The organism is Parapedobacter indicus (assembly GCF_900113765.1).
Taxonomy (GTDB): Bacteria; Bacteroidota; Bacteroidia; order Sphingobacteriales; family Sphingobacteriaceae; genus Parapedobacter; species Parapedobacter indicus.
In genome coordinates, this window is sequence record NZ_FOQO01000001.1 from 315,724 (window position 1) to 331,963 (window position 16,240).

At 46.7% G+C, this 16,240-nt stretch carries 14 protein-coding genes; 4 read left to right on the forward strand and 10 right to left on the reverse strand.

The window, feature by feature from the left end; all coding sequences use genetic code 11:
* Positions 1-36 precede the first annotated feature (36 nt).
* On the forward strand, positions 37-1,047 hold the full coding sequence (locus tag BMZ56_RS01270; RefSeq protein WP_090623003.1) for a LacI family DNA-binding transcriptional regulator: 1,011 nt from the start codon (positions 37-39) through the stop codon (positions 1,045-1,047).
* Positions 1,048-1,058: 11 nt separating this feature from the next.
* On the opposite strand, the gene BMZ56_RS01275 is transcribed toward BMZ56_RS01270, so the two are convergent.
* Complete coding sequence (locus BMZ56_RS01275) at positions 1,059-2,144, reverse strand: ParM/StbA family protein (RefSeq protein ID WP_090623006.1); 1,086 nt, start codon at positions 2,142-2,144, stop codon at positions 1,059-1,061.
* A gap of 199 nt (positions 2,145-2,343) precedes the next feature.
* The gene (gene lpdA, locus BMZ56_RS01280) at positions 2,344-3,732 is read right to left on the reverse strand and encodes a dihydrolipoyl dehydrogenase (protein ID WP_090623010.1); all 1,389 of its coding nucleotides are present in this window, start codon (positions 3,730-3,732) and stop codon (positions 2,344-2,346) included.
* 201 nt (positions 3,733-3,933) lie between these two features.
* Between lpdA (BMZ56_RS01280) and BMZ56_RS01285 the strand changes: the two genes are divergently transcribed.
* Positions 3,934-4,242: a DUF3817 domain-containing protein gene (locus BMZ56_RS01285; protein WP_090623014.1), complete on the forward strand. Its 309-nt coding sequence runs from the start codon at positions 3,934-3,936 to the stop codon at positions 4,240-4,242.
* Here the strand turns inward: BMZ56_RS01285 and BMZ56_RS01290 are convergent.
* The 8 genes from BMZ56_RS01290 to BMZ56_RS01325 all read right to left on the reverse strand — a co-directional run bounded on the left by BMZ56_RS01290 (position 4,239) and on the right by BMZ56_RS01325 (position 14,126).
* Complete coding sequence (locus BMZ56_RS01290) at positions 4,239-4,628, reverse strand: acyl-CoA thioesterase (protein ID WP_090624400.1); 390 nt, start codon at positions 4,626-4,628, stop codon at positions 4,239-4,241. The two genes, BMZ56_RS01285 and BMZ56_RS01290, sit on opposite strands and share 4 nt — an antisense overlap.
* 10 nt (positions 4,629-4,638) lie before the next feature.
* Positions 4,639-6,045, reverse strand: coding sequence for a dihydrolipoyl dehydrogenase (gene lpdA, locus BMZ56_RS01295; protein WP_090623018.1), 1,407 nt, complete (start codon positions 6,043-6,045; stop codon positions 4,639-4,641).
* A gap of 91 nt (positions 6,046-6,136) precedes the next feature.
* Positions 6,137-6,676 carry a plastocyanin/azurin family copper-binding protein gene (locus BMZ56_RS01300; RefSeq protein WP_090623023.1) on the reverse strand — a complete coding sequence of 180 codons (540 nt, stop codon included), beginning with the start codon at positions 6,674-6,676 and terminating at the stop codon, positions 6,137-6,139.
* 91 nt (positions 6,677-6,767) lie between these two features.
* Positions 6,768-8,375, reverse strand: coding sequence for a hybrid sensor histidine kinase/response regulator (locus BMZ56_RS01305; RefSeq protein WP_090623027.1), 1,608 nt, complete (start codon positions 8,373-8,375; stop codon positions 6,768-6,770).
* Positions 8,363-8,992, reverse strand: a complete 630-nt coding sequence (locus BMZ56_RS01310) for a chemotaxis protein CheB (RefSeq protein ID WP_090623031.1) — start codon at positions 8,990-8,992, stop codon at positions 8,363-8,365. The genes BMZ56_RS01305 and BMZ56_RS01310 overlap by 13 nt, the downstream gene beginning before the upstream one ends.
* Complete coding sequence (locus BMZ56_RS01315; protein ID WP_090623035.1) at positions 8,985-9,797, reverse strand: CheR family methyltransferase; 813 nt, start codon at positions 9,795-9,797, stop codon at positions 8,985-8,987. Before BMZ56_RS01315 ends, BMZ56_RS01310 begins: the two co-directional genes overlap by 8 nt.
* 13 nt (positions 9,798-9,810) lie before the next feature.
* Positions 9,811-12,852, reverse strand: coding sequence for a hybrid sensor histidine kinase/response regulator (locus BMZ56_RS01320; RefSeq protein WP_090623039.1), 3,042 nt, complete (start codon positions 12,850-12,852; stop codon positions 9,811-9,813).
* Positions 12,853-12,962: 110 nt separating this feature from the next.
* A complete protein-coding gene (locus BMZ56_RS01325; protein WP_090623043.1) occupies positions 12,963-14,126 on the reverse strand; it encodes a hypothetical protein in 1,164 nt (387 codons plus the stop codon).
* Between the two features lie 164 nt (positions 14,127-14,290).
* Here BMZ56_RS01325 and BMZ56_RS01330 point away from each other — a divergent pair, with 164 nt between their 5' ends.
* Both BMZ56_RS01330 and floA read left to right on the forward strand, forming a co-directional pair.
* On the forward strand, positions 14,291-15,016 hold the full coding sequence (locus BMZ56_RS01330) for a head GIN domain-containing protein (protein ID WP_090623047.1): 726 nt from the start codon (positions 14,291-14,293) through the stop codon (positions 15,014-15,016).
* 97 nt (positions 15,017-15,113) lie between these two features.
* A complete protein-coding gene (floA, locus tag BMZ56_RS01335; RefSeq protein WP_090623053.1) occupies positions 15,114-16,106 on the forward strand; it encodes a flotillin-like protein FloA in 993 nt (330 codons plus the stop codon).
* The last annotated feature ends 134 nt before the right edge of the window (positions 16,107-16,240 follow it).

Here is a 16,240-nt window from a genome sequence, read left to right on the forward strand (position 1 = left end):
ACAACTTTTGGCAATAATGAGTATCTTGCACCTTCGATGAAGGAAGGAAAGCCCGCAACAATCAAGGAAATTGCCAAACGGCTGAAGATTTCGCCTTCAACCGTTTCCAGAGCATTGAACGACCACCCGAGTATCGGGCTGGTAACCACGATGCGTGTGAAAAAGGTAGCAGCGGAACTGAACTATGAGCCTAATCAAACCGCAATTTTCTTTAAACAGCGCAAGACATTTACGGTAGGGGTGGTGCTCCCCAACCTTTCCGAACCTTTTTTTTCTGCCGCTATCAGTGAAATTGAAAATGTGGCCAATGGCAAGAACTATACGGTCATCATGGGCCAGTCTATGGATGATGCCGACCGTGAGATGAAGATACTCCAGACACTGAAAAACCACCGCGTGGATGGCGTACTCATGTCGATTGGGAAGAATACGCGGGATTATCCATTTATAGATCTGATGGAAGGAGCGGGTATACCCATCGTATTCTTTGATTGTGTGCCGGACCTGGAACATATACATAAGGTATACTGTGACCTGGAAACCGGTATGCTGGAAGCGATCGACCGGTTTGTTTCCTGCGGACACCATGCAATTTCACTGATTAACGGCCCAACCCACTTGCCCGCAAGTTTGGAACGTGAAAAAGCATACAGAAAGGGCTTAGCGCAGTATAATATACGGTATAAGGAAGAATACGTAGTCAATACAGATCTTACGCCGGAGGGCAACGAAGCGGCTATTTCGCAACTTTTAGCCTTGCCCGATCGGCCATCTGCGGTCGTCTCATTCAATGACTATGTGGCATTGGACGTGATGAAGATCGTTCGTAAACGTGGAATCGCCCTCAATCAGGATATCCATTTTATCAGCTATGCTAATTACCCACTTTGGACGTACATCGAAAATCCACCCCTGGCATCCATTGAGCAGTTTCCGGGAGAACAGGGCGGGAAAGCGGCAGAGTTGCTCTTCCAGCTAATCGAAGCCAACGGACGGCCGGAGCCCACACGGATTACATTCCATTCACGGTTGGTCAATCCGGGATAATTTTAAGAATCTTAATCTTCCGCCGTCAGGAATGACGCTTCAGAAATTAACGGCTTTTTAGTTTCTGTGGATACAACATCGGCAACCGTGGAAATAACCGTGTAGGCATTACCAACATCAAGCCCTACCGCACGTTCAATGTGATTAGGACCACACCACAACGCCGATCGTAAAAAGTAGCCCAAAGAGGCGAAATTATTGGCGCCTTCGGGAACGATGACATCAAGGACGCCCTCAAATTCCTGTTGGAAATGACCGACCAATTCCGGGTAAAGGGCACCGCCACCTACCAAGTATAACCGATCGGCTTTTTCAAAATCAATATCCATAAAGGCTTTTCGCATCGCTGGAGACAGTACTTCGTTGTAATAACTGGCTAAATGCGTGCTCCGGGCATTCAATAGATTCATGCGTTTGCGTCCGATGACAATGTCTCCACGCTGAAAGCTTTGGTTGATCATGTGTTCATTTTTCATGGACAGGTAGTAACTCGTATTAAGCTCGTCGTGCAAGGTATTTACCGCATGCCTCAGCCCCGGTACACTGGTGCAGGTCCGGGAAATCGGTCCCTCAGCGGTGCTCAATGCCGTCTCGCAGGTGCCATAACCCAAACTCAGGATAAAAAAATTGCCATCATCGGCCAGTGGACCTTTGCGGATGGCATTGATGCATCCCAATATTTCGGACATGACTTCCAGGTGCGAGATGGTCAGTTGTACACGGCTACGGCCGCCGTTGAGCGTGTCGCTGTTATATTCAATGATGACATCGCGTACAGAAAAGAATTTTTCTGCCTGCAATTTAAACAAGTCAAAAACAGCCGAGGGAAAACCTGTGGTAACCACCAGTTCTCCTGATTTGGCTCCGGATGCCAGCAATAGCCCCGCTTTGGCCAAGAGCTGATAATCTAAGTCGGACGGTGAACTGTTAATGTTGCGATAAGGAACCTGGCCCTGGCTTAACGCAACGTCACCGACCAAGAAGCCTGCTCCAGCATCAAATAATTGAATGCGTTTTTCCAGCGAGGCGGTAAGCTGCGTCAAAGGCTTATCGTGCCGTTCAATAACACTGGGGATACTTGAGAATTTTGTTTCCATATTAGATTTTTAGGTGAGGTATATAGGACAAATATAGCAATTGTTACGGCTCGGAAGAATATTCGGCCGTTTTTTGATTGTTACATTTTTGTTAAGTTGATTGTAGGTTCTAGGTTCTAGGTTTTAGCCGTGAGCCGTGAGTACGACCTATGAAAAGATTTTTGATCTGCGACTCACGGCTCCTGACTAATTAATACGATTATAGATGGATCACTTCACCGTATGCATCGGCTGCAGCTTCCATGATGGCTTCGCTCATGGTGGGATGCGGATGTACGGATTTGATAATTTCGTGTCCGGTAGTTTCCAATTTACGGGCTACCACGATCTCGGCAATCATCTCCGTTACGTTAGAACCGATCAAATGAGCCCCTAAGAACTCTCCGTATTTAGCATCGAAGATGACTTTAACAAAGCCGTCCTTTGCGCCGGCGGCGCTGGCTTTTCCGGATGCAGAAAAGGGGAATTTGCCCACTTTAATTTCGTACCCTGCTTCTTTGGCCGCCTTTTCGGTGAACCCTACGGAAGCAATTTCGGGCGAACAATAGGTGCATCCCGGAATGTTGTTGTAATCGATCGGTTGGACGTCTAGACCTTTGATTTTTTCCACGCAGGTAATACCCTCGGCGGATGCTACGTGTGCCAAGGCCTGGCCTTTTACGATGTCACCGATGGCATAAACGCCGTCTATGTTGGTCTTATAGTAATCATCTACCACCACACGACCTTTCTCGGTTTTGACACCCACTTCCTCCAAGCCGAGATTTTCAATGTTCGGGGCGATGCCAACTGCAGAAAGCACAGTTTCGGCTTCGATCGTTTCGGTGCCCTTTGATGTTTTGATCTGGACCTTACTCAGTTTACCGGATGTATCTACGGATTGTACCTCTGCGCTGGTGAGGATATTGATGCCCGCCTTTTTGAGGCTGCGCTCCAATTGCTTGGATATCTCTTCATCTTCCACGGGAACAATGCGATCTAAATATTCAACGATCGTCACCTTCGTCCCAATGGCATTGTAAAAATAGGCGAATTCGACGCCGATGGCTCCGGATCCGACGACAACCAACGACTCAGGCTGCTTTTCCAGGTTCATTGCCTGGCGGTAGCCAATCACTCGCTTACCATCTTGCTTCAAGTTTGGTAGCTCACGTGATCGGGCGCCGGTGGCCAGGATGGTATGCTTGGCTTGGTACTCCTTGGTAGCACCTTCGGCGTCTTTTACGTCTACCTTACCGCCCGTTTTGATTCGAGCGGTACCCATGATGACATCGATTTTATTCTTTTTCATCAGAAACTGGATGCCTTTGCTCATGCCTTCGGCCACCCCTCGGCTACGCTTGATGATGGCTCCGAAATCGGCCTCACCACCGCTCACCTTAATACCGTAATCTTCGGCATGGTTGAGGTATTCAAACACTTGTGCACTTTTAAGCAAAGCCTTTGTAGGGATACATCCCCAATTGAGACAAATTCCGCCCAGGGATTCCCGCTCTACAATGGCGGTTTTAAAACCAAGTTGGGATGCCCGGATGGCCGCAACATAACCGCCCGGTCCGCTCCCGATTACAATGATGTCGTAGTTCATATATTTATTCTGTTTCCTGAGATTGATTTCTATTTATGCCGTCAGCTCAATATTACGGTGGTTACAAACTTACGGTTTTTTTGAGAAGTCCGAAAGCCGAAAAGTCCGGAAGTCCTGCCAATCGTCACATTTCAGTCAAAGCCGTCCGGAAATGGCTTGGAGTGATAGATAATTGCCTATTTTGGCGGTCAATTTAATAGTATGAGCGCAAATAACAAAGTTTTAGATTGGTTTCGTAACGTTGCCTTGATTGAGGGGATATCCATGGTTGTCCTGGTCACGTTTTCCGTATTGAAACGCACCACAGATTTCGAGTGGGCTACGTTGGGAGTCAAATATGTAGGCTGGGCACACGGCATCCTGTTTATTGCCTACGTTTATTTGCTGTGGATGTGCGTGGCCAAATACAAATGGAAATTTGGTCGTGCAGTTGTATTTTTCCTTGCCTCTCTTATTCCGTTTGCTCCATTTTTTGTCGAACGGAAGCTGCGGCACGAAGAGCAATCCTAAGGCCGGTCACCGGCATACGCATAGGTGATTTCTGTCTTTCCATGCGGCGATGGATTACCTTCCGGATCCAGGTTAACAAACACCAGTTTGTCTATCGTTAAAATACTTTTGCGTGTAATTTTATTACGTACCTGACAGGTTAACGTGATGGATGTACGGCCGAAATGTGTAGCGGTGATACCCAACTCGATGATATCGCCCTGCTTTGCCGAACTTACGAAGTTAATTTCAGAAATAAATTTGGTGACAATATGCGGGTTGCCGAGTTGTACAATTGCATAGATTACTGCTTCTTCGTCGATCCATCGTAGTAAGGTGCCTCCAAACAGCGTCCCATTGGGATTGAGGTCCTCGGGTTTTACCCACTTGCGTGTGTGGAAATTCATCCGCATCCCCTTATATGTGGATCGCCCGGTTGGCAGTTGCGGCGAGGGAAGCCTCCCGGAAAGCCTCTGTAAAGGTGGGATGTGCATGGCAAATCCGAGCAATGTCTTCAGCGGATGCACGGTATTCCATCGCTACTGTCGCCTCGGCAATCATGTCTGCGGCCCTCGGCCCGATCATGTGTACGCCGAGCACCTCGTCGGTTTCCGTATCAGCCAAAACTTTGACAAATCCATCCGTGTCGCCACTGGCTTTAGCGCGGCCACTGGCTTTGAATGGAAACGAACCGGTTTTATAGGTACGGCCTTCTGCTTTCAGCTGCTCTTCGGTTTTGCCGACACTAGCCACTTCGGGCCAAGTATATACCACGCCCGGAATCAGGTTGTAGTCGATATGGGGCTTTTGGCCGGCAATATGCTCAGCGACAAGTACGCCTTCGTCTTCGGCTTTATGCGCAAGCATCGCTCCCTTAATCACGTCGCCGATGGCATAGATACCCGGGGCCGACGTTTCCAGGTGCTCATTTACGGGTATCTTTTTGCCCCGTTCTTCCAATTGAATGCCGACGTTTTCAAGTCCCAGCCCTTCTGTATAGGCTGTTCGTCCCACCGCGACGATGCAGTAATCTCCTTCCCATTTCACCGGTTGACCCTTTGGATCTTCTGCAGCGATGGTCACCTTCTTCCCCTTGGCCGATCCTCCGGTTACTTTATGTCCCAGGTAAAATTCCACGCCCAGTGTCTTTTTTAATACCCGTTGCAATTCCTTGCCTAAGCTTCCATCCATGGTTGGAAGAATGGATTTCTCGTATTCAATAACGGACACTTTCGCGCCTAAGCGTGCATAAACAGACCCTAACTCCAAACCGATTACTCCGCCGCCGATAACGATGAGATGGTTAGGTACCTCCGTCAGCGTTAATGCTTCGGTAGATGTAATGATCCGTTTTTTATCAACCGGAAGAAACGGAAGTGCGGTGGGTTTTGATCCAGTTGCGATAATTACGTGCTTACCGCTGATTTGCTCCGTTTTACCGTCATTCTTTGTTATGTTAACGGTGTTCTTATCGACAAAAGACCCTACCCCGATGAAACTGTCAATCTTGTTTTTCTTGAAAAGAAATGCGATGCCAGCCACATTTTGAGCAATCACATCATTCTTACGCGCAATCATCTGCTTCATATCAACCTTGAGGTTGCTCAAGTTGATACCATGGGTGCCAAAATGATGAGCGGCGTTGTGGTAATGCTCGGAAGAGTCTAAAAGAGCTTTAGAAGGTATGCAGCCTACGTTGAGGCAGGTTCCTCCGAATGTGTTGTATTTTTCAATGACAGCTGTTTTCAAACCCAGTTGCGCGCAGCGGATAGCTGCCACATATCCCCCAGGCCCGCTACCGATTACAATGACGTCGTATTGCATGTGATGATGTTAGTCTACTCGATGGTTCAAAGATACAAAAAAAGACAGCCGTTTGGCTGCCTTTTTATAAATTTAAAGAACCTGTGTATGCCTATTCGGCTACGATTTTCCCTTGCATTACACCGTAGTGACCCGGAAAGCTGCACACAAAAGGATAAACTCCTTTTTCATCCAACGTAAATTCAATCGTGTCTGTTTCACCGGGGCCCAACAATTTGGTATGTGCCACGATGGACGATCCAAATGTAACCGGGATGTATTCAGTATCTACAGCTTTGATGGCTTCACCGCCGAAAGCGGGGAGGTCAGTTCCTGGTGTAAGGACGACCACGTTATGTCCCATGGATTCCTTAGGCATCTCACCTACGTTTTTCAGGGTAAGTTTCACCGGCTCGCCGGCTTTCACCCGGAAAAGTTTTTTGTCAAATGTCATCAGGTCGTTTGCCTGCAAGGCTACTTCATTGCTCACGGCTACTGTATCCAACCCGGGGATATCTGCCGCAGGTGCTTGCTCGGTAGCTGTTGTTTCTGTTGATTCAGTAGTAGCTGATTCTTCCTTTGTCTGGTTGCCACCACAGGCGGCAAAAAAAACGGCGCCCGCTACTAGGGGCATCAAAAATAATCGCTTCATTTCAATTGCTGTTTATTTGCGCCCCAAAGGTAATCGAATTTGAAATCGTAAAAAAGCGCAATTATCACCTAAATGTAATTTTAGTGTTACGTTAAGCCGTTGTCTTCGCATGAGTCAATGTTTTGATGATTTGATACAACGATATTGGATCGAATGGCTTGCCCACCACGGCATCGGCTCCCGCAGCGTAGGCAGCCTGCTGCTCGCGCTGCAGGACTGAAGCGGAGATGGAGATGATCGGAATTTTTCTTATGTGCTCGCGGGGATCGTTTCGGATCGCGCGGATGGCATCAAACCCGCTCATTACGGGCATATGTGCGTCCATGAGAATTAGGCTGTATGTGATGTTTTCCACTTTTTCCAGGGCTTCTTTTCCATTTTTTACGGTATCCACAGTGATTCCCCAGGTATTTAGCATATGGGTAACCATAAAGCTATTGAGTTCATTGTCTTCCGCCAAAAGAATGTGAACATCGGCCAGTGGAGGCAAGTCGGTATACTGCTTTTTTTCTGATTTTGGGGTTGCTTCAGAATCTTCCTCATCGAACCAGCACTGAAAGACAAATTCACTGCCTTTACCCAATTCGCTATAGGCATGGATTTGGCCTTGATGGAGATTAACCAACCGCTTTACGATGGCCAGCCCGAGACCGGTGCCACCAAAACGTTTGGTAATACCTTCTTCCCCTTGCTCAAACGATTGAAAAATCTTATCAATGGCGTTGCTGGCAATGCCAATGCCTGTGTCTTTCACCGAAAACTGGATATGTACCCGTTGTTTTGACCGTTTGAGTAACTTGGTTTCAAGCGTAACACGTCCGTTTTCCGTGAATTTAATGCCGTTGGAAATCAGGTTACTCAGTATTTGTGTCAGCCGGAGTGAATCGGCGAGGATTTGCTTGGGCAAGCTGTTGTCATTGATTACTTCGAATGTAATCCCTTTTTGTTCGGCTTTATAGGCAAATAGGTTGGTGAGTTCTTTAATAATGTTGACAAAAGAAGTTTTCGCATAATCCAGCCGCATTTTCCCAGAATCAATTTTGGAGAGATCGAGAATATCATTGATGATGAGGAGTAACTGTTGGGATGCATTTTCGAGGTAGTCCAACCATTCAGATTGTTCTTCGTTGAGCGGAGAATTTCGCAACATGGTCGTAATCCCCGTGATTCCATTGATGGGTGTCCGTATTTCGTGGCTCATGTTGGCTAGGAAATTTTCTTTGGACTTCCGCGCAAGATCGGCTTCTTTTTTAGCCTTCATCAGCTCCATATGTGACCGTTCCAACTCCTCGTTTTTTCGCTTCAATTCCCGTTGGATGTATACCTGTTGCATAAAAGATTTGACTTTGGCAACGGTAATATCTGGATTGAGGGGTTTATAAAGATAGTCAATAGCGCCGCTGTGCAGCCCTTTGAGCAGGAACTTATCTTCTTTGGAGATAGCAGTGACCATAATGACCATGATTTGCCAGGTCTTTGGATTGCTCTGCAGCAAGGATACAAACTCAAACCCGTTGATCTCAGGCATTTGGACATCCACAAGTGCGATGGCGACATCCTGATTCCAGCAGTAGCGCAACGCTTCGTTGGGCGACGTGCTGCTCCAGATGTCCAGGTTATCGATGTCGGCCAACAGGGCTTTTAGGCTGAGTACATTTTCTTCTTTATCATCTACAATGATGAGCTTTAATTTCTCCATGACTGATCTCCTCTCAAGTAATTGTCCAACTGTTGGCTGAATGTGATAAGTTCTTCGTTGTTGAGAACAAGGTCGGCTGCGCCAAGTTTTATCGCTGCTTCGGGCATTGTTTTTATCTCTGCTTGTTCGGGATGTTGTACAATGCAGAGCCCCGCGGCATGTTGGACTGCGCGCATACCTTGGGCACCATCTTGATTTGCACCGGATAGCAATACCGCGAGGGTGCCCGGACCATAAATATCGGCGGCACTCTGCATGGTCACGTCGATGGATGGCCGACAAAAATTTACCGGCTCGGAGATATCGAGCGACAGGCTACGGTCAGGTTCTACTAATAAGTGGTATCCCGCAGGTGCAAAATAAGCCGTACCCGGCCGGATCTGTTCTTTTTCTTCGGCTACCTTGACCTTGATGTGGGATTTGGCCATGATGCTTTCCTCAACGTTGGTTTCGTACCTGGCATTCCGGTGGATGACGACCAAGATGCCAATGGGTAAATTTGATGGTAACACGCTGAGCATGTTAAATAAAATCTTAAATCCGCCAGCAGAGCATGCCAAAATCAATACTTCAATTTGTTGAAGCTTGCTGGAAACGTATGTTGGTAATTTAAGCAATTTTCTGATAAATATTTTGCTTTTTATTGATAAGTCTAAACCGGTCCTTTAATTGCTCTGACCGCAGTGCTTCTTTCGAACCCAGGCAAAGAAAGCCAAATAACGCTAAACTTTCATATAACAGGTTGAATACGTGTTCTTGCAATGCTGCGTTGAAATAAATCAATACATTACGGCATGTGATGAGTTGAAATTCGTTGAATACCCCATCGGAAACGAGGTTGTGAATGGAAAACAAGATGTTCTTGCGCAGATTGTGGTGAATGGCAGCAGCGTCGTATCTAGCCGTATAGTATTCGGAAAGGGAGTCATCGGATCCGGTTTGCAAATAATTGTCCGAGTATGCTTTCATCTTCCTCAGGTCAAAGATTCCGTCTTTGGCTTTTTCAAGGACTTTCGAGTTAATATCGGTTCCATAAATAAAGGAGCGTTCGTAAAGACCCTGTTTTTTTAGCAAAATGGCGAGCGAATAAACTTCCTCGCCCGTGGAACAGCCAGCACTCCATACTTTAATGTGCGGAAAAGTGGCTAAATAAGGAAAAACCTCTTCCCGTAATGCGACGAAAAAAGCCGGATCACGGAACATCTCGGTGACGTTGACGGTTATTTCGATAAGAAAGCGGTTAAAAAAACCCGAGGTGTTGATTAGGTTATCTTTCAGGGCCGGAAAATCGAGTCGGTACAGATCCATAATCCGGGAAACCCTTCGTTTGAGCGAAGCACGCGAATAGCCGTATAGATCAAAACCATGGACGTGGTTGACCAGTTCAATTAATTCTTCCAAGTGTTCAAACGATAGGCTCATTACCGGTTAGTTATTAGCTGATCCAAACACGCACCAATGAAAGAAGCTTGTTGATGTCTACCGGTTTGGCAATGTAATCACTGGCTCCTGCATCGAGTGCCAGCTGCCGATCACCGTGCATGGCTTTTGCCGTGAGCGCAATAATAGGTAATTTGGCGAATTTCTTGTCAGCGCGGATCTTAGCGATGGCTTCATAGCCGTCCATTTCTGGCATCATAATATCCATCAGCACCAGGTCAATATCCGGTTTCCGTTGAAGAATAGCCAGTGCCTCTATGCCATTATTCGCTGTTTCTACAGTCATCTGGTTCGTTTCGAAAACCGTGCTCAATGCGAAAATGTTACGCATATCGTCATCGGCTAACAGAATACATTTGCCTTCCAGCACATTGTCAAATGGCAAACCGTTCGATGCGGAGCTGCTAAAACTAGGAAACGCACGAGTTGAAGAAGGGTCGTTTTTTATACGATTTATAAAAAGGTTTACTTCATCTAAGATGCGGCTGTTGGATTTGTCCGATTTTAGAACCAGTGTCTTCGTATGGCGGAGTATGCGGCTTGTTATTTCGGGATTGAGCTCCATTGCCGTGTTGATAATCACCGGTGTATCGATATATTGGGGAATGTTTTTGATCTCATCCAGTAAATCTGTGCCAGATTTGTCCGGTAGGTTTAGATCCAGGATCATGCAATCGAAATGTTCACCGGAATTTAGGAAATGAATGGCTTCTTTGCCCGTGAAGGCTTGCTTTACGTCAACGCCACTTTCTGTCAAGCTGAATTTAAGGCTGTCGCTTTGGACTTTTTGATCTTCAACAACCAGCACTTTTTTGAGTGGGGATTCGATGATTTTATGCAGATGTCCGAAAACATGTTCTAGGGATTGTTTATCGACGGGTTTTTTGAGAAAGCCCACGGCAGCCTCCTCGATTTCGTGCTTATTTGGCCGGTCTGCCGACATCAGATGGACGGGGATATTTTTAGTCTGCGGGTTGCTCTTCAGTTTTTTTAATACGGTCCAGCCATCCATCACGGGTAGCATGATATCCAAAATAATGGCATCGGGCAGGTGTTCCATGGCCATCTGCAGACCGGTATCGCCTTGGTGAGCAATCAGCGTATCAAATCCCCGCTCGCGGGCATATCTTTCAAGTATTTCAGCGAAGTTTTCGTCGTCTTCAATGATTAGGAGGCGTTTGGTATTCTCCTCCGTATGGGGTGTCGGCTGAGGTGACGGCTGCTCAACAGGTTTTTTTTCATAATGCGTGTTCATGTGCGTCCGGTTATCTTCAGTCGGAAGGGGGGAGGTGGTTTTTTCCGGGAAACGCAACGGAACGATCAAGGTGAATGAACTGCCTTCGCCTTCTTGGCTGGCGACATGAATTTCGCCACGAAGCATGGTGGCCAATTCGCGGCAAATCGAGAGTCCCAGTCCGGTGCCCCCAAATTTTCGGCTTGTTGAACCATCAGCTTGTTTGAAAGCGTCGAATATCAGCCGTTGTTTATCTTCGGGAATGCCAATGCCGTTATCTTTTACCGTCAATGCGAGGGTATCGTCACCGGCTTGGGTAATCAATAATTCCACTTTTCCATGTTCTTTGGTGAACTTGAAGGCGTTGGAAAGTAGATTTTTCAGGATCTGCCGGAGGCGCTGTTCGTCCGTTGCAATGGAAGTAGGAGAATTTTCGTCAACCGTAATTCGGAAATCGATTGCCTTACGGTCGGCTATGCCGCTAAATAAGTCCAGCAGGTCTTGTGTGATGGGTAACAACGGGGTATCTTCGATGATCAGCTCCATATTCCCCGACTCGATTTTTGATAGATCGAGAATGTTGTTGATCAGGTGCAGTAGGTCTGTGCCCGCGTTGTATATGACCGAAGCATATTTGACTTGGTCGGGCAAAAGATTGGCAGATTTGTTGTCCTCCAGCAGTTTGGCGAGTATGAGAATGCTGTTAAGCGGTGTCCGTAATTCATGACTCATATTTGCCAGGAACTCGGATTTGTATTTGCCCGATTGTTCAAGTTCGCTCGCTTTCATGGCGATTGATTGATGGGCCTGCTCAATGGAAAAATTGCGCTCTTCCAATAGCCTTGCTTTCTCTTCAAGTTCCGAGTTGGCATGCTTCAGTTCTTCCTGTTGGACCCGTAATTCTTCCTCGGACGCCTCCAGCTGATGGGTTTTATGAACGAGTTCGTCGTTGGTGGTCCGGAGCTCCTCTTGTTGTGCTTCAAGTTCTTCCGCCTGTTGCTGTGTTTCTTCGTAGAGCAGAGACAGCGTGGCATGGTCAACGGCCACCTTGGCGGCAATTGCCAGATTGACAGCAGCCCGTTCCAGAAACCGAGAGGTTGCATCATCAGTTTCATGAAAGAAACCGATTTCCATTACGCCGATCGCCTGATTTTCGTATACGAGTGGCTGGATAATGATGTGTTCTGGTTTGGAATTGCCCAATGAGGATGTAACCAAAAGGTAATTTTCGGGTATATCTGAAAGGACGAGCTGCTTTTTGGCGGCGATACACTCGCCGGTAAGGCCGCGGTTTCTTTCGACATGTGGTCGTAGATAAGATGCATCTATTGCATACGATCCAGCATGAACGAATACATCTTCGTTTGTTGTGTTTTTCAGATAAATGACTCCTACCTTGGCATCGAGATATGGGCAAATCATCTGAATGGCATGGGCGGCGATTTCACGCTCATTGAGATCACCCCGGATCTTTTCATCAAGCATTGCCAAGCCGCTCAATATCCAATTATGGATCTCCTTTTCTTTCGAAAGCCTAGCCAGATCCCTGTTGGATTTTCGAATAATCAGTTCGGTTTTTTTGTGGTGTTCAAAGGTTTTCGTGACATAAACGAGCAACCACAAGACAATCGCAAATGCTAAAACAGCAGCGATAAGGAACGTTGTTTTGATGCTGTCAAGTATTCGATGCGACACATCGATTTGCTCGAATAAATACAACAAATAAAATAATCTGATTAACAGAATGGCTATTAAAAGGGAAAAGCCGATGTATATATGTGCCTTGAATGTCAGTTTCTTCATCCAGAACAATTCAGTTTCCTAGTGCGTTACCGAACGCGTATTTGTCCATGCTAATTAGGTATTTTTTTCGATTTCGCAAAATAAATGATCAAACTAATAAACCTGATTTTTTAAAGAATGGGATGTCTTTCAAACGGCTTGGCACGATCAAATAAATACCGATACGTATGATGTGTTTTATAGATTGTGCCGCCTATGTATCGCGCTACATTCATCATCTTTGGATTGAAATCACCGATCCAATTCATCTGCAGTTCTTCATACTTCAGCTGCTTCGGGTCTTGTATTACTTTTGTGGCGGCCATTACCATGGCTGCCTCAAGTCCTTTCCGTTGATGCTCCGGTACGATGCCGAACACGATGCCGAACATGGTTTTACAGCGCCTACGCCATCGGTTCCACAGAAAACGTATTTTTCCCGGTAAGGTAAGTTTTCCATTGGTGTATTTAACAATCAACTGATTGACATCCGGAATGTTGACCCAAAAACCGACTGGCTGGCCTTGGTAATAGGCAAACCAGATAATCTTTGGATCGATGATGGGTTTCATGCTTTGTATCAATTTATGCGCATTTTTCGCACTCATCGGGTTCACCCCCTCATGCCTCGCCCAAGCCTCGTTGTATACCGATCGGAAATCTTCAGCGGCTTTTCCGAGTTGATTGCGGTGAATATGGCTAAACGTATATCCTGCGTCCTGTAAAGCGTGGAGTGCCTTTTCACCCACTTTGCTGGAAAGTGGAGTAGCAATCTCTCGGCGGTAGGTAAATTGCTTAAAATAAACCTGAAAGCCATATCGTTCAAAAAGTTGCTGATAATACGAAGGATTGTAATTGCAGCAGTAACAGGGCGGATGGAAGCCATCTACGAGTAGTCCCCACCAACGTTCACGGTTACCGAAGTTAATGGGACCATCCATGGCCGACATGCCATGCGCTGCCAGCCAGGCTTTGGCAGTATCAAACAATAGGTCGGCAGCTTTTTGATTGTTTATGCATTCGAAAAATCCACATCCGCCCACCCGAAATCCGGTGTCGTTGGCTTCCTTTTCAAAAAATGCGGCAATGCGTCCGATAGGGTTGCCGGATTCATCCAACAAAAGCCACCGGGCACAGTCACCGCGCTGGAAGCGGGGATTCTTCTTCGGGTCAAAGACGGATTGGACATCCACGTCGAACGGTCGGATGTAATTGACATCGTCCAAGTAAAGTGAGGGTGCCATGGTTATGAATAGTCGATCCAACGCTGCTCCGGCTACGGGTACAATTTTCATAGACGATTCGTATTCAATATTTGAAAGGTGCCAAAAATAGCAGTTTAACACGGGTTAAACAATATAGCTGTGTATAGACAGCTTAAAAAGAGGCATCGCTGCAACGTCTCGTTTATTGCGACGTCTTATATGTAAAAAAACATGTATATATAAAAACGAACACAATGGAAAGAAAATTGTCTTTATTAGGTGGGTTAGCATTGCTGTTGCCATTTTTTTTATGGGCCCATACGATCCCTGGTCCTTCGTTCCGCGATGAAATACGCGAGGTGCGCGGTTTTCATGCACTGACCAGCGCTGGTAGTATCCTTGTAGAGGTACGTTTCGGTGACCAAGAATCCGTACGGTTAGTGGGCAATGAGGCAGCCCTCCGCGAAGTTGAAACTGTGGTAGAACAGGGGACGTTGAAAATTAGGTTTAAAAGAAACGCTGGGGAAGCTCGATTCAACAGGGACAAAGTTACCGCCTACGTAACTGCCAAACAACTTAAGTCACTGGCACAATCAGGCGCTGGAAATATTACGGTCGTAGGAACGGTAGCGGGCGATGAGCTGAACGCCTCGGTGAGCGGTTCGGGAAAGCTTGCATTTGACTCCGACATAAAGGTGTGTAACGCTCGTATTAGTGGCTCTGGGCGGATTGTGGCCACAGGCAACGCCGCGGCGAGTAACATTTCAATCAGCGGTTCGGGCCGGTTTGAGGGGAACGAGCTAAAAAGCCAATCCGCCAACCTCAAACTATCCGGATCCGGTAGCATCGCAATTCATGTAAACAAACAATTGGATGCATCCATAAGCGGATCGGGTACGATCCATTACAGTGGAAATGCACAAACCAACGTGCGTACATCGGGCTCAGGCAGGCTCCACAAAATAAGTGCATCGAGGTAAATGGACGGAGGGCGAAAAGTTTAAGGAGCTTTGGATAGCCATCAAAAAGTTGTATCTTTAAAAGCTGTAAACAGTACCTTAAATGTATTAAACCCTTATGGACCCCAATTTTACCCCCATCTTGATGATCGTCGGAGCTATCGTAGCATTTTTTATTTTGCTTTATTTGCTTCCCGTAAATCTTTGGTTCACTGCACAGTTATCCGGCGTGCGCGTCAACCTGTTGAATCTGCTGCTGATGCGTTTGCGGAAAGTATCACCTGCCTTGGTAACTAATGCGATGATAACCTCCACCAAAGCAGGATTAAATATTACATCGAATGAAATAGAAACACATTATCTTGCTGGAGGCAACGTAAACAACGTGATTAAAGCATTGATTTCGGCAGATAAAGCGAATATCCCGCTGGATTTTAAGCTCGCAACCGCCATTGACTTGGCTGGCCGGGACGTATTTGATGCCGTGCAGTTATCGGTCAATCCCCGTGTCATTAATACACCGCCGGTAGCGGCCGTGGCTAAAGACGGTATCCAGCTCATTGCTAAGGCAAGGGTGACAGTGAGAGCAAATATCAATCAACTCGTGGGCGGAGCAGGTGAAGAAACCATTTTGGCACGTGTGGGAGAAGGCATTGTTACGACCATCGGTTCGGCGGCCAATCATAAGGAAGTGTTGGAAAACCCCGATCGTATTTCAAAAACCGTGTTAGCGAAGGGGCTGGACAGTGGCACTGCATTTGAGATACTGTCAATTGATATTGCGGATATCGATATCGGCGAAAACGTCGGGGCAAAATTGCAGACGGATCAAGCGGAAGCCGATCTCAAGGTTGCGAATGCGCGTGCGGAAGAGCGACGGGCGATGGCTGTGGCCTCCGAACAAGAAATGCGTTCCAAGGCACAGGAAGCCCGGGCAAAGGTAATCGAAGCGGAGGCACAGGTGCCTTTGGCCATGGCCGAAGCGTTTCGGACCGGCAACCTGGGTGTAATGGATTATTACCGGATGCAAAACATACAGGCAGATACAGATATGCGGGGCTCAATCGCAAAACCGGGAACCAATGCAGATAAAGGAAATAAAAACAAGTAAAACAACAAAACCCCGGTGATGGGCACCGGGGTTTGTTACTAACCAATTATAAACCTAAATTATGAAAAGACAATTCTAAATCCCCGGTATTATCCGGGTTTGTTTTACTGATGCAAAAGTAGCGACTTTTTGTC

Excerpts from the sequence above, each read along its gene's own strand:
- BMZ56_RS01285 (WP_090623014.1), top strand. The coding sequence starts at position 3,934 with ATGAGCGCAAATAACAAAGTTTTAGATTGGTTTCGTAACGTTGCCTTG.
- BMZ56_RS01300 (WP_090623023.1), bottom strand. The coding sequence starts at position 6,676 with ATGAAGCGATTATTTTTGATGCCCCTAGTAGCGGGCGCCGTTTTTTTT.
- floA (WP_090623053.1), top strand. The coding sequence starts at position 15,114 with ATGGACCCCAATTTTACCCCCATCTTGATGATCGTCGGAGCTATCGTA.
- BMZ56_RS01290 (WP_090624400.1), bottom strand. The coding sequence starts at position 4,628 with ATGAATTTCCACACACGCAAGTGGGTAAAACCCGAGGACCTCAATCCC.
- BMZ56_RS01330 (WP_090623047.1), top strand. The coding sequence starts at position 14,291 with ATGGAAAGAAAATTGTCTTTATTAGGTGGGTTAGCATTGCTGTTGCCA.
- BMZ56_RS01305 (WP_090623027.1), bottom strand. The coding sequence starts at position 8,375 with ATGGAGAAATTAAAGCTCATCATTGTAGATGATAAAGAAGAAAATGTA.
- lpdA (WP_090623018.1), bottom strand. The coding sequence starts at position 6,045 with ATGCAATACGACGTCATTGTAATCGGTAGCGGGCCTGGGGGATATGTG.
- BMZ56_RS01320 (WP_090623039.1), bottom strand. The coding sequence starts at position 12,852 with ATGAAGAAACTGACATTCAAGGCACATATATACATCGGCTTTTCCCTT.
- BMZ56_RS01270 (WP_090623003.1), top strand. The coding sequence starts at position 37 with ATGAAGGAAGGAAAGCCCGCAACAATCAAGGAAATTGCCAAACGGCTG.
- BMZ56_RS01275 (WP_090623006.1), bottom strand. The coding sequence starts at position 2,144 with ATGGAAACAAAATTCTCAAGTATCCCCAGTGTTATTGAACGGCACGAT.
- BMZ56_RS01325 (WP_090623043.1), bottom strand. The coding sequence starts at position 14,126 with ATGAAAATTGTACCCGTAGCCGGAGCAGCGTTGGATCGACTATTCATA.
- BMZ56_RS01315 (WP_090623035.1), bottom strand. The coding sequence starts at position 9,797 with ATGAGCCTATCGTTTGAACACTTGGAAGAATTAATTGAACTGGTCAAC.
- lpdA (WP_090623010.1), bottom strand. The coding sequence starts at position 3,732 with ATGAACTACGACATCATTGTAATCGGGAGCGGACCGGGCGGTTATGTT.